Here is a 14,312-nt window from a genome sequence, read left to right on the forward strand (position 1 = left end):
TATAGGAATTGGATATAATCAGTAAACAAAAGGCAGTTATGAACGGATTCATAACTGCCTCTGTCTATCCTGACTATAAGGTTATAATTTGACTCTCTGCAGCCGCAGCGCGTTCAGCACGACGGAGACTGAGCTTAGCGCCATAGCGGCACCTGCGAGCCATGGGGCCAGGAAGCCTAGCGCTGCAACCGGAATTCCGATCACATTGTAAGCCAGTGCCCAGAACAGGTTCTGCTTAATGTTCAGCATGGTCTTTCTGCTCATGGAGATGGCATCCGGGATGCTGTTCAAATCCCCGCGCATCAAGGTTACATCCGCCGCCTCCATAGCCACATCGGTCCCCGTGCCCATCGCCATTCCAATATCTGCGGTGGCGAGAGCCGGCGCATCATTAATGCCATCTCCAACCATGGCCACCTTGCGTCCACCCTCTTGAAGCTTCTTCACTTCGGCAGCCTTGCCCTCAGGCAGGACTTCAGCAAGCACACGATCAATTCCCACCTGGGCGGCAATCGCCTTCGCTGTACGCTCGTTATCTCCTGTGATCATCACAACTTCGATGCCCAGTTTCTTCATTCTTGCAACAGCTTCGCCAGAAGTCTCCTTAATCGTATCCGCAACCGCCACCATGGCAGCGTACTGGCCATTCACAGCCACCAGCATCGCTGTCTTGCCTGCCTCCTCCAGCTCATTCATCTGTGCATAAGCAGCTTCAGCAGCAACCTGATGCTTGTTCATCAGCTTGCGGGTCCCGATCAGCAGCTCCTGACCTTGTACAGTGGCACGTATGCCGTATCCAGGAATCGCTTCGAATTGCTCTGTATTCGGGAGATCGATACCTTTCCGGCGGATTCCCTCCACTATCGCTTCTGCAAGAGGATGCTCTGAGTTCTTCTCGGCTGCTCCGATCCATGCGAGCAGATCAGTCTCCGAATAGCTGTGATCCGCGACAAGTACATCGGTAAGTTCAGGTGTCCCTTTGGTCACTGTACCTGTTTTGTCGAGAATGATCGCACTGATCTTGTGGGTAGCCTCAAGGTGCTCTCCGCCTTTAAATAAAATTCCCAGTTCAGCAGCCCGGCCCGATCCTGCCATGATGGAGGTCGGTGTAGCCAGACCAAGCGCACAAGGGCAGGCAATGACAAGCACGGCGATCGCCTTCTCAAGCGCACTTGAGAAATTGCCCGGCTCTACGGCGAAGTACCATACAAGAAATGTAATTACTGCAATGCCGATAACAATAGGAACGAAGATTCCCGAGATCACATCAGCCACACGCTGGATGGGAGCCTTCGAGCCCTGAGCCTCTTCAACAACACGGATAATTTGAGATAATGCGGTCTCTCTGCCGACCTTGGTTGCACGGATTCTAAGCATCCCGTTCTTATTGATCGTAGCCCCGAACACCTGACTGTCCGCGCTCTTCTCTACCGGAAGACTCTCCCCCGTGAGCATCGACTCATCCACCGAGGATATGCCCTCAGTAACTACACCATCTACAGGGATCTTCTCCCCGGGTCTTACAATAACAAGATCACCAGCCACCACCTGCTCGATTGGCACCGAGATCTCCTGATCTCCGCGAACCACCAGCGCCGTCTTGGCCTGCAGGCCCATCAATGTCTTGATGGCTTCCGAAGATCTGCCCTTCGCAAGAGCTTCGAACAGCTTGCCGAGCAGAATCAGAGTGATCAGCACACTGCTGGTCTCGTAATACAGTTCTACGCCGCCGTGTCCATGCGAATTAAGACTCTCAATCGACAGATACAGACTGTAAAAGAAAGCAGCTGAAGTTCCGAGCGCAACCAGCACATCCATATTCGCACTGCCATTCCGAAGCGCCTTATAAGCGCCCTTATAGAACTGCGCCCCTATAATGAGCTGTACGGGTGCGGCAAGGACAAGCTGAAACCAAGGATTCATGAACAACTCCGGCACCCAGATGAAGGAGGTAAAAGAAAAGTGGCCCACCATCGCCCACAGCAGCGGGAACGATAGGATCGCGGAGATGATCAGCTTTCTTCTCTGCCGCACAATCTCCTTCTTGCGGTGGTCGCCGGCCTCCTGCTTCTCAGTCTTGAGTGCCGCCGTATATCCGAGCTTCTCCACCTTCTGGATGATCTCTTCTACAGTGACCTCACCCGGAGAGAACTCCACCTGTGCAGTCTCCAGCGCCAGGTTCACCGAAGCCCGGCTTACGCCGCCAAGCTTGTTCAGTCCCTTCTCAATCCGGGTTGCACAAGCTGCGCAGGTCATTCCCCCGATCTGGAAGTCTGCCGTCTCCTTAACGGTGCCATAACCCAAGGCTTCGATCTTCTTCTCCAGGGCTTCCGGATTAACAACTGCCGGATTGTAAGTTACTGAAGCCTTCTCTAACGTAAAATTCACGTTCGCTTCAGATACTCCCTCCATCCTGCCGAGGCCCTTCTCAATCCGGCCCGCACATGCGGCACAAGTCATTCCTGTAATCTGTAATACGGCTTGTTCCTGTCCTGATTGCTTCAACTTATCCATGCCATTTCACCCCTATCCTGAACACTTATAGAACTTCATACCCCTGATCTTCAATAACCTCTTTCAAAGCCTGCAATGAAATTTGAGCTTCATCATACTGCACTTCCACCGTCTTGGAGGCCAGATCCACCTGGCCGGATGCCCCTGCACCTTTCAACGCCTTCTCAATGGAATTCACACAATGACCGCACGACATACCTTCAACCTGCAATGTTGTTGTATTCATATGATAACTCCTCCTCAATGAAATGTTTGATTTGTTTTCTTACTCATACTATACCCCCCTACCCTATATCTGTCAACTACTTATTTATATTTTTTTCCTTTCACGTGTCTTTACAATTCTTTTACACAAAAAGCCCTTTGTGTTGATGTTGGCATCATACGCTTAGGGAAGTGAGCGCCGGGACTGCCTGCCCTCACTTAGATTATCCATATATGGGAGGAAAATCATGACCAGCAAATTCTCAAAAAAAATTATACCTACCGCATTATTGGCTTCGCTAGCTGTTACTACCCTGTTCTCGGGCGGTGCTGCAAATTCAGCTGCCAAAGTGGTCAAGAAGAAGGACACGAATGAAATTCGCAATGTGATCTTCCTGATCGGGGATGGCATGGGCGTCTCCTTTACTACCGCATACCGTTATCTGAAAGACAACCCGGCAACTCCTCTAATGGAGAAAACGGAATTTGATAAATACCTCGTAGGCAGCCAAATGACTTACCCGGAAGACGAGCATGAGAATGTAACCGATTCAGCTTCAGCAGCTACGGCCATGTCAGCGGGGGTAAAGACCTATAACGCGGCTATCGCGGTAGATAACGATCATTCCGAAGTGAAGACGGTGCTTGAAGAAGCCAAGAGACAAGGCAAGTCTACAGGTCTTGTAGCTACGTCCGAGATTACGCATGCGACACCTGCCGCATTCGGGGCTCACGATATCAGCCGCAAGAACATGGATGCGATTGCGGATGACTACTACAATGAGAAGATTAACGGCAAACACAAGGTTGACGTTCTGCTTGGCGGTGGACTCAGCAACTTTGCCCGCAAGGATAAGAATCTGACAGATTTATTCAAAAAAGACGGCTACAGCTTCGTTACCACCCGTGACGAATTGTTGAAGGACAAGAACAAGCAGGTGCTTGGGTTGTTCGCCCCTGGCGGACTTGCCAAAACCATTGACCGGGCTGCGGAGACCCCTTCACTGGAAGAGATGACGACCACGGCGATCTCCCGCCTGAATACGAACAAGAACGGCTTCTTCCTCATGGTTGAGGGAAGCCAGATTGACTGGGCTGGTCACGACAACGATATCGTAGGCTCCATGAGCGAGATGCAGGATTTCGAGAAAGCCTTTAAAGCCGCGATTGATTTCGCCAAAAAAGATGGCCATACCCTCGTAATCGCTACCGCTGACCACTCCACAGGAGGCCTATCGGTGGCCGCCAATGGCAAATACAATTTCGATGCCAGCCCGATCAAGGCAGCCAAGCGCACCCCTGACTTCATCGCCGCCGAAATCTTTGCTGGTGCTGAGGTGGAAGCAACCTTGAAGAAATATATCGCCCTTGACCTGACTGCGGAAGAGATTCAAGCTGTCAAGGATGCGGCAGCCAAGAAGGATAAGGATGCTACCGGCATTGATAACGCGATTGAAGCCATCTTCAACGCAAGAACAAATACAGGCTGGACAACGGGCGGCCACACAGGTGAGGACGTGCCTGTCTATTCCTTCGGCCCTGGTAAAGAAAAATTCGCCGGCCTGATCGACAATACGGATAATGCCAAGATTATTTTCCAAATTCTCAAGAACGGCAAGAAATAACTCCGCATAACGAAAAGCAGCCCGGTGAACACACCAGGCTGCTTTTTTTGAGTTGATGAAGGACATTACTAACCTCCAGATACATACGTATAGTTGGAAGTAAGTCAAGTCTTACGGAAGTCTCCACCACTTGCGTTACTCTTGTTCCACTTATTCAGATTCAGCTCGAAAAATTGTTGAATCCAGTATCCCCATCGCTTCAGAAATCTTGGCAAGCTTCGAATCGGGGATTTGCTCGATTCTCTGCATAAAAAGCTGCCTCATATGCTCGAAAGCCGCAGCAATCCTCTCCTCACCTAATGGGGACAGCCTTATATACTGCTTTCTACGATCCCCAGTATCTTCAATACCTTCGCACAGCCCTTTTAACTTCAGCTTTCGGAGCTCCCGGCTCATATTTGGCATGGAGATGCCTTTGCATTCGCTTAGCTGGCTTGCTGTGATCGGCTGCTTCACAGATACCAATTCCAGAATTTCGTATTGCAGCGGGGTAATATCGCCCATTGGCATATCCTTCGTCATATCAAAGTGCAGCTGGTGAGCCGATGCAATCATTGATGCCAATTGCTGAAATAACGATTCTTTGTTCACCATCTCGGACTCCTCCTTTATATCAGGTTTATATCTGTAAAATAGTTATCAAAATATAATTATCATTTGACAATAAAATCATACTCGTGCTACTTTATTATCAAATGATAACAAAGTAGGTGTGATATGAAAACCCTCATTATCTTCACGCATCCGAACCATCACAGCTTAAGCTACTCTTTCCTTCAGACAACGATTCAAGGCTTGCGGGACAACCCGAACAAACAAGAAATTGAGGTATTGGATTTGTACGCCGAATCGTTCGATCCGCTGCTCGTGTTCAATGAACACAAACGGAGAAGGGATATGCACCTCGACCCCAATCTGGAGAAATACCGTAACCAGCTGCTATGGGCTGAGAGAATCGTGCTCATCTATCCGATCTGGTGGGGGCGCCCTCCCGCTATGCTGCTTGGCTATATCGACCAGATGTTTGCTTCGAATTTCGCCTATCGCGAGAACGGCGGCCTTCTCCCGGAGGGATTGCTCAAGGGGAGATCTGTTGTGTGTATTTCGGTCATGAAGGGACCCACCCTTTACCCCCTGTTCTGGCTTAATAATGCCCACAAGACGCTCATGCGTAAAGCGCTATTCCGCTATGTCGGCATCAAGGAAGTCAAATTCTTTGAATTTGGAGGCATGGAGAAGCCGGGCGGCAAGCAGGTGAAGAAGCTTGAACAGATTTATCGCTATTTCAAAGCTATCGTACAATGAATGAGAGAGGAACAGCATAGTTCTTTCTTGTCCCCATATTTGCAGGCTTCTACCCTGGTAATCATTCGCATAATGCCCTGCGCAGCCGTCAAATAAAAAAGCAGCTCTCTTCCAAGAGCTGCCTAGTCTGAAGACAAAGTTCCGAAAGGAGCAGGTCTACAGACTTTTTTTGTAGAATAAGTCAAGGAAAAGGTTGATTCGAGGTGTAAATGATGATTAGTAAAAATAATTATGAAGGTCGCTTTCAGATTTCTGTGAATGCGCTAGACGACCTTGTGCCTAAGGATCATTTGGTTCGCAAGTTAGAAAATGCGATCGATTTTAGTTTTATATACGAGCTGGTTCAAGATAAATACAGTGCGGTTACAGGGCGTCCGAGTGTCGATCCCGTAGTTCTGATTAAAATCGTGCTTATCCAGTATCTATTTGGCATTCGCTCCATGCGCCAAACCATTCGGGAAATTGAAACGAACGTAGCTTACCGCTGGTTCATCGGCTATGACTTTACCCAGCCCATTCCCCACTTCACCACTTTTGGTAAAAACTATGTTCGCAGGTTTAAGGACACGGATATTTTTGAATCCATTTTTGCACGTATTCTGGAAGAAGCTTTAGGGCATGGCTTTGTAGAGCCTGACGTGCTTTTCATGGATGCAACGCATGTGAAGGCAAACGCCAACAAAAATAAATATGAAAAAACGATGGTACAGGAGCAAAGCAAAAAGTACCAAGAGCAGCTTGATAAAGAGATTAATGAAGACCGGATCCAGCATGGGAAGAAGCCTTTCGGAAAAAAGCCTAAGTCCGCTCTGAAAGAAACAAAAACAAGCATCTCCGACCCTGAGAGCGGACTATTTGTAAAGGGCGAAAAAGAACGTGTATTTGCCTACAGTTTTCATACGGCCTGCGACCGCAACGGCTTTGTTCTGGGTGCGAAAGTAACTCCAGGAAATGTACATGACAGCCAGGTGTTTGAGGATGTGCTTGAGCTCGTAAAGAAGTCTCTGGGCAAGCCCACAGCTGTAGCAGTTGACGCTGGATACAAGACTCCCTACATTAGTAAATTGCTGATCGATGACGGGATACGGCCTGTTATGCCATACACAAGACCTCGTACGAAGGATGGCTTTTTCAAGAAGTATGATTACGTATACGATGAGCACTACGATGCCTATATCTGTCCGAACCATGAGTTTCTAACCTATGAATTGACGAACCGGGAAGGGTACAAGATGTATCGTTCCGATCCCACAATATGCAAAGACTGCCCCTTCTTGAGTCAGTGTACCGAAAGCAAGGACTTCACTAAGCGAATTAGCCGCCATATTTGGGCTGACTATCTGGAAGAAGCAGACCACCTTCGGCATACCGATGAAAACAAACAAATTTACTCACAGCGCAAGGAAACGATTGAGCGCGTATTTGCAGATCTAAAGGAAAAGCATGGCATGCGATGGACGACTTTACGAGGACTTCGTAAAGTTTCCATGCAGGCGATGCTCGTTTTTGCTTGCATGAACCTCAAAAAGTTAGCCACCTGGCTCTGGAAGTCCGGTGGCTCAAAGCGATATTTCGCTTTATTTATGATCTCTTACAGAAAAAAAACAAAGACAAACTCCTGTGTTCCTAACGGGAACAAGGAGTTTGTCTGCAATCTGAGCAGCTCTCTTCCAAGAGCTGCCGAGATATCATTCCGCCGGATCATCCTGAGTAACTAATTCATAAATTTGTTCGATCTCTTGATTCAAATTCTCAAAACGGACAAATCGATCCGAACGTATATATTCTTTCTTATCTATTACCAAGAGCATTGCTGGAACTGTGAAAATCAGATATTTTGCGGCTATCTCTTCAACCTGACTAGCATCGATATGACCCAGGTGTATCTTCGGATAATGTTCAAGCAGTTCCCTTAGCTTAGGCAGAATGGAATGACAGACATTACATTCAGGTCTTGATACGTAAAGGAAGCTAAGCTTGTGCTGCTCCAAAAACGCCCCCACGCTGTCCAATGAAGTTAATGGATGAATCTCTTTCATGCTGCCTCCTCTAGATAAGCGTAGTCTAATCTTCAAAAGAGATTTATGATTTCTTCTGACTCCGTGACCAGATAACGACCGGAATCAGCAGCAGGGATAAAATCCCGCCGGTCAAAGAGAGGGCCGAGAAGCTGGATTCCGCCACAATGATACCGGACATCGAGCCTCCAGACGCGCCAGCCAAAGCGATCAGTACATCTATCGTGCCCTGTATCTTCGCTCTGATCTGCGGCGGCGCTGCATCAATGATGGCTGCTGTCCCGCTGATTAAGCCGAAGTTCCAGCCCAGACCGAGCAGGGCCAGCGCTAATATGAGCCACCCCATGGAATCACCCGGCGCAAATGCGGCCACCAACCCTGCGAGCAGCAGGGTAACACCCGAGACATAAGACATGGTCATACGCCCGAATCTGTCAACAAGCATGCCCGTAATGAGGGAAGGCAGGAACATTGCAGCCACATGGATGCCGATGACAACACCCACCTCGCCAAGCCCATGACCGTGATGCTTCATATGAATCGGCGTCATAGTCATAATGGCGATCATGACAATCTGGGTGACTACCATCACCGATGCGCCCATGATGATGCCTGGCTTATGCATGCGCAGCGGCGCTTCCTGCGTTCCCGCTCCGCTGTGCTCCTCCTTCCGGTTCCGCTCTATCTCTGCAACAGCCTTGGCGACCATAAGGGGATCAGGACGGAGGAACACGAGAAATACGAGCCCGGCCATGAAATAAGCTGCCGCAGCAAGCATGAATGGACCCGACAGCGCAGGAGCGCCTATGGAACCCGCTGCCTCGCCTGTGAGATTGACCAAATTCGGTCCAGCCACCGCTCCGAATGTCGTGAAGACCATAGCGGCACTAATCGCCCGTGCCCGCCTATTCGGCGGCGCAAGATCCGTACCGGCATAACGCGCCTGCAGGTTGGTCGCCGTTCCGGCACCGTATATGAACAAAGATATAAAGAGCAGCGGAACATGATGGAGTATGGCTGCCAGAACGACACCTGCAGCGCCAATCCCCCCAGCCATAAAGCCGGCAGCAAGGCCGGTACGGCGGCCAAAGCGCTGGGAGAGACGACCGACCGCCAGGGCTGCGACTGCAGAACCCAATGTGAACAAAGCCGTTGGAACTCCAGCATAGCTATCTCTGCCGAGCATGTCTTGAGCAAGCAGTCCGCCCACCGTAATTCCTGCAGCCAACCCCGCTCCGCTAAACATTTGAGAAGCCATCACGATCTTCATCGTTCTCTTGTACAGCTTCATCTGCTTCTCTGGAGATGTCACGTATTCCTTCAATGGCTCAGGGAGCCGCTCCACTGCTAATTCTGTTGATGATGTAGCTTCTGGCATGTGCATTCTCCTTTTATTCATTAGACTATTAGGCCTCTAGTGGTTATATCTGGGTTGCTGGTAACGCTAAGATGGAGATGCTCATGGTGCACTCATCTATCCATTGTACACGAATCTGAAATAAAACTATTCCTCCGTATAAAAAAACACGGGAAGAGACTGGAATACTCCAGCCCCGTCCCGTGTTCCATTGCCTAAATGAGGCTCCACCGTTAACTACTGCTTGAATCAAAGCTCGCTAACAGGCTTATCTCTGGATCCCCAGGCTACAGAAATCGGATATACTGCAGCAATCTTCGGATTAAAGTAACCGACTCCACTCTGGAAGCGTGCGCCTTTGGACGGAATTCATGATTCGGATAACCCTCCATCAGCCGGGCATTGACCAATTTCGCAGCGTCATCATGGAACGAAGTGCTAATTTGACCGGCATCCTTGAACTGGTTCAGGCTGGATTCGTCTGAATTCAGGACGCTCTCCGGGAACTGTCCTTGGATTACCCTCGATATCATAGCCGCCATTTCTTCCCGGCTTATACGCTGGTCAGGACCGAACTTTCCGTTCCCGTAACCCTTTATAATACCCGACAGGGCTGCGGATTGAACTTCAGCATAATACCAAGCGCCAGAGGACGTATCCATGAACTGCTGCTTGGTGGAAGCCTCTCCCTCCAACCCAAAGATACGTACCAGCAGAGCCGCAAATTCCGCTCTTGTTACAGGCTTGTCCGGATTGAACACTTTCTCGTTCTCTCCCATCACGACTAGCTTTGAAGCCATCATCTCAATATCGTTTTTGCCCCAGTTGGTACTAATATCGTCAAAAGATTTGGTGTATTGAATGACGCCCGAGAGACTATTGTTGCGCAGTATGAACAACTGGTACGAGTCGGAACCCGGCGTTACCCTGCGCCACGGCGCATAACTCAAGCGGCCTTTTGAAGTTAATACAGCCCCGGTCGTTTGGATAAATTGATCTTTTACTGTAGGTGAAGCTATTCTCAGTACTCTCTTTCCATCTTCAAAACGGTACAGGATCCGGCGCTGTTCTCTGTCCGTGTAGATAGAAAAGTGTGTTAACGGCTGTACCACGGTGAACTTTCTCACCTCTTGTTCCGACGAGATCGCCAGGTTCTCCTGCTCATTCGTTGTCCGAATATGATAAGTCAGATTCTGTTGTGCGGAATCTGTCCCCAGCTTTTGACCGATTTGGGCATCGGAGATCATTCCCCATGGGATTTGATAGCGCTGATCTGCCATCTTAACCTCAAAGTTAACTTTTGAATTACTGCTATAGTGCTGTACCAAAGACCACGGAATAGAGATCTTGTATTCATCCGCTTTCTGCAAAATATCGAATATGATCTGATCATATCCTTCGTTCACGAGAACCTGATCGAGCTGCCCGTTCAGCACGCTCGTTCCCAAAGTCACCTCAATCGCACGGCCGGATTCGTTCAGACATCCGTCAATAATAATGCGATTGGCCTCCCGGTATACTTTACAGTTCACATTAGCCGGTTTCTGCGGACTCTCCGCAGGCGTGGCGGGGACAGAAGGGGCTGGAAGGTCAGCCGGTGGAGTCGGATTGTTAACATCACTAGCTGGAGGGTCAGCCGGTGGAGACGGATTATTATCAACACTTGCCGGATCCAGGGTCCTTACCTGGTAAACGGGACTAGGGATTGACCAATTGTCTGCGGCATCGCCAGCGCTTACTGTCATGCTGTAACTGGTTGATGGGCTCAGACCCGTAACGCGCATGCTTGTTCCCGTAACAGTATCAATTAGTGATCCGTCCTGGTATACCTTATACTGTGTCACCCCGACATTATCTGCTGCTGTGCTCCAGCTCAATGTGAATGCACTCACGGTAATGTCGGACGCATGCAGACCGCCAGGAACGTCAGGACCGATCAGATCAAGCGGAGGCGGCGTATCGGAATCCGCTGGCGTGGCTTCTGTCGTCACCGTAAGTACGGTACTGGATTCCGACCAGTTGCCTGCCGCGTCCCCTGCTTTTACCGTCATCTCATAATCTGTCGATGCCTCCAAGCCGCTTACATTCGTGCTTGTCCCCGTTACAATTCCGAGTGAGACTCCATCCCGGAGTACTTCATACTTCGTTGCTCCCACATCATCTGTCGAAGGACTCCAGCTCAGTGTGAATTCATGATCCGTTATGCCCCATGCATCCAGATTCTCGGGGATGCTTGGAGGGGTCGTGTCGGGATCTGCTGCTGCGGCTTCTGTCGTCACCTTGAGCCCAGTACTGGATTCCGACCAGTTGCCTGCCGCATCCCCTGCTTTTACCGTCATCTCATAATCTGTCGATGGATTCAGATCGCTTACATTGAGGCTCGTGCCCGCTACGATTCCTAGTGAGACTCCATCCCGGAGAACTTCATACTGCGTCACTTCGACATTATCCGTCGATGCGCTCCAGTTCAATGTGAACGCGCTGTCCGTAACATCAGAAGCATTCAGACCGCTCGGGATGCTTGGGGCGGCCGTGTCGGGAGTTGCTGCTGGAGCTTCGGTGATTACCTTAAGCTCTATGCTGGACTCCGACCATTTCCCTGCGGCATTCCCCGCCTTTACGGTCATGCCGTAGCTGGTCGATGGCGTTAGACCTGTCACATTTATTGTCGTCCCTGTAACGGTCCCAAGCGAATTTCCGTCCTGGAACACTTCATACTCTGTCACTCCAACCTCATCTGTGGATGCGCTCCAACTCAATGTGAACCCGCTATCCGTAATATGAGAAGCATTCAGATCGCTCGGGATGCTTGGGGCGGAAGCTGCCGCCGCGGCTGCCGTGGTCACCGCCAAGCCAGCGCTGGATCCCGACCAATTCCCTTCAGCATCCCTTGCCCGCACCGTCATGGTGTAGCTGGTCGATGGCGTTAGACCTGTCACCTCCATGCTCGTCCCTGTAACAGTGCCAAGCGGATTACCGTCCCGGGATACTTCATACCGTGTTACCCCGACATCATCGGTCGACGCGCTCCAGTTCAACGTGAACGCGCTATCCGTGATTCCGGAGGCATTCAGATCGCCAGGAATGCTTGGGGATGTCGTGTCGGTCTCTATTGAAGCGGCTCCGGTCGTTACCACCAAGCCCGTGCTGGCTTCCGACCAATTCTCTTCAGCGTCTCTAGCCCGCACGGTCATAGTGTAGCTGGTCGATGGCGTTAGATCTGTCACCTCCATATTCGTCCCTGTAACAAATCCAAGCGATACATCATTCTGGAAGACTTCATACTCCGTCACGCCCACATTGTCTGTTGATGTGCTCCAGTTCAAGGTGAATCCAATACTCGTGATATCAGAAGCATTTAATCCGGACGGCGTACTTGGCGGCATATCATCTGCCGATGTCTTCACATTCAACGCGCTGCTTTGGGCCGACCAATTCCCCGCAGCATCGCCAGCCCGCACCGTCATGTTGTAGTCGGTCGATGGCGATAGACCTGTCACCTCCATGCTTGTTCCAGTTACCCTTCCTAACGATATACCGTTACGGAATACCTCATACTGCGACACTCCCACATTATCCGCTGCCGCACTCCAGTTCAGGGTGAAGCTGTTATCGGTAACATTGGAAGCATTCAGTCCCGTCGGGACACTCGGCGGTGTGTTGTCCGACAGCGTCTTCACATTTACGGCACTGCTCTGAGCCGACCAGTTCCCTTCGGCGTCTCCCGCACGCACCGTCATCGTGTAGCTGGTGGATGGCATTAATCCACTTACATTCATAGTGGTACCTGTTACCTTGCCAATAGATATGCCGTTGCGGAACACCTCATACTGTTTCACACCTACATTATCCACGGATGCATTCCAATTCAGCTTAAAGCTGTTCATAGTAATATTGGACGCTGTCAATCCAGTAGGTACGGACGGAACGGTTCTATCCGCAGTCGTTGAAGCAATGACTTGATTAGAGTTGCCTGAATTGGCTCCCCCTGTTACAACCAGACGGAAATGATACGTCGTACTTGGCGTTAATCCACGAGCTGTGGCAGTGACCGCATTGCTCGCGATAGCTCCTGTATTAGCCGTAGTCCAGGTAATCCCATCGATGGATTGTTCAATCATTAGGTTAGTAGCCCCGCTGACCCCGGACCAGCTGAATCCTATATTTGAATCGGATACCGATGTTGCAGCAAAGTTACTTACCGGCACAGAACTAGAGGTAGTAACAGTCTGAATAGTTGATGAGCCCGCATTCGTTCCTCCAGTAACCACCAATCGGAATTTATACGTGGTGGAAGGCGTGAGTCCCGTAACCTTCGCTGTGGTGGAATTCCTTGTAATAGATGCAGCTGTAACCGAATTGGTCCAAGTCGATCCGCCGTCCGTGGATTGTTGTATTCTTACTGAAGTCGCGTCCGGGCTGCTGTTAAAAGAAAAACTTGCCGTGTTGCCTGTTACTGCTGTGTTCTTGAAATTATACTCCGCTTGGACGAGAGGTGCCGAGTCCGAAGTCAGATCGAATTCAGTAAAGTCTGAAACATTCCTTTTGTATCCATCCACAAATGCGCTCGCCGGATAGGCCGCCCACATTCTTTCATTCAAACTGGTCTCTTCCAGCATAAAAGAAGCAAATTGAAGCGTTTTGGGGTTCCCAATGCTGGCCAAGGGAATCTTGAACTTAATCATCTCATTGTTGAAGCCGCGATAAGTGGTCATATTCCAGCCTGCATTTACCCATGAAGAGCCGTTATACATTTGGACATTGGCATAGGTCTCATCCACCTTCCAACGCAAATGATACTTTGCCTTAAAAGGAAGGGTTGGCTGCTGTGAGTTATATTTAACCCCTGTATTAGTCCCCCCCGAACCTCCAATGTACATTTGAACCCATTTGTTGTTTTGGTTCGTGTAAGTACCATTGTCTTTGTTAACTTCAGCACCATTGTAAGCAATGTACAAATAAGAATTATCCCAGGCTGTATACGTATAGTAATTCGATGTCGATGTTGTGAAGATCTCATCCCCGTTAAAATTCGTTCCTTGATCCATTGGAATGGTGTGTGAGTATGCAGCATATACCGAATTGACACAGGACAACATTAAGACAAACGTAAGTAATATTAAAGCACTTCGTTTCAGATATTTTTTCTTCTTCATAACTACCCCTCTCTTAGTGTTAGAGTTAAATTCGCTTTCTCGACTATTTTCGACAGTTGTGTGTCGAACTCCTTCCTAAAATAGGTCTCTTGAATTATTTTTTTCTAGCTTTATTCTTATTGAAAAATAGACT

At 49.5% G+C, this 14,312-nt stretch carries 9 protein-coding genes; 3 read left to right on the top strand and 6 right to left on the bottom strand.

The features are described from left to right. Window positions 1-81 precede the first annotated feature (81 nt). Together LDO05_RS15610 and LDO05_RS15615 are read right to left on the bottom strand one after the other, a co-directional pair. On the bottom strand, window positions 82-2,514 hold the full coding sequence (locus LDO05_RS15610; protein WP_251376269.1) for a heavy metal translocating P-type ATPase: 2,433 nt from the start codon (window positions 2,512-2,514) through the stop codon (window positions 82-84). Window positions 2,515-2,539: 25 nt separating this feature from the next. Further along, window positions 2,540-2,740, bottom strand: a complete 201-nt coding sequence (locus tag LDO05_RS15615; RefSeq protein WP_251376270.1) for a cation transporter — start codon at window positions 2,738-2,740, stop codon at window positions 2,540-2,542. Window positions 2,741-2,966: 226 nt separating this feature from the next. On the opposite strand from LDO05_RS15615, the gene LDO05_RS15620 reads away from it, so the two are divergent. Then, a complete protein-coding gene (locus tag LDO05_RS15620; RefSeq protein WP_251376271.1) occupies window positions 2,967-4,343 on the top strand; it encodes an alkaline phosphatase in 1,377 nt (458 codons plus the stop codon). Window positions 4,344-4,493: 150 nt separating this feature from the next. On the opposite strand, the gene LDO05_RS15625 is transcribed toward LDO05_RS15620, so the two are convergent. Beyond that, a complete protein-coding gene (locus tag LDO05_RS15625; RefSeq protein ID WP_251376272.1) occupies window positions 4,494-4,937 on the bottom strand; it encodes a MarR family winged helix-turn-helix transcriptional regulator in 444 nt (147 codons plus the stop codon). A gap of 123 nt (window positions 4,938-5,060) precedes the next feature. Between LDO05_RS15625 and LDO05_RS15630 the strand changes: the two genes are divergently transcribed. Continuing rightward, a complete protein-coding gene (locus LDO05_RS15630) occupies window positions 5,061-5,648 on the top strand; it encodes an NAD(P)H-dependent oxidoreductase (RefSeq protein WP_251376273.1) in 588 nt (195 codons plus the stop codon). A 212-nt stretch (window positions 5,649-5,860) separates the two neighbouring features. Further along, window positions 5,861-7,366 carry an IS1182 family transposase gene (locus LDO05_RS15635; protein ID WP_251378759.1) on the top strand — a complete coding sequence of 502 codons (1,506 nt, stop codon included), beginning with the start codon at window positions 5,861-5,863 and terminating at the stop codon, window positions 7,364-7,366. Here LDO05_RS15635 and LDO05_RS15640 read toward each other — a convergent pair. The 3 genes from LDO05_RS15640 to LDO05_RS15650 all read right to left on the bottom strand — a co-directional run bounded on the left by LDO05_RS15640 (window position 7,337) and on the right by LDO05_RS15650 (window position 14,179). Next, window positions 7,337-7,687 carry a thioredoxin family protein gene (locus LDO05_RS15640; protein ID WP_251376274.1) on the bottom strand — a complete coding sequence of 117 codons (351 nt, stop codon included), beginning with the start codon at window positions 7,685-7,687 and terminating at the stop codon, window positions 7,337-7,339. The genes LDO05_RS15635 and LDO05_RS15640 overlap by 30 nt on opposite strands. A 43-nt stretch (window positions 7,688-7,730) precedes the next feature. Further along, window positions 7,731-9,044 carry an MFS transporter gene (locus LDO05_RS15645; protein ID WP_251376275.1) on the bottom strand — a complete coding sequence of 438 codons (1,314 nt, stop codon included), beginning with the start codon at window positions 9,042-9,044 and terminating at the stop codon, window positions 7,731-7,733. 266 nt (window positions 9,045-9,310) lie between these two features. Next, the gene (locus LDO05_RS15650) at window positions 9,311-14,179 is read right to left on the bottom strand and encodes a fibronectin type III domain-containing protein (RefSeq protein ID WP_251376276.1); all 4,869 of its coding nucleotides are present in this window, start codon (window positions 14,177-14,179) and stop codon (window positions 9,311-9,313) included. Window positions 14,180-14,312: the final 133 nt, after the last annotated feature.

It is taken from the genome of Paenibacillus sp. YPG26, assembly GCF_023704175.1.
In the GTDB taxonomy this organism is placed as follows: domain Bacteria; phylum Bacillota; class Bacilli; order Paenibacillales; family Paenibacillaceae; genus Fontibacillus.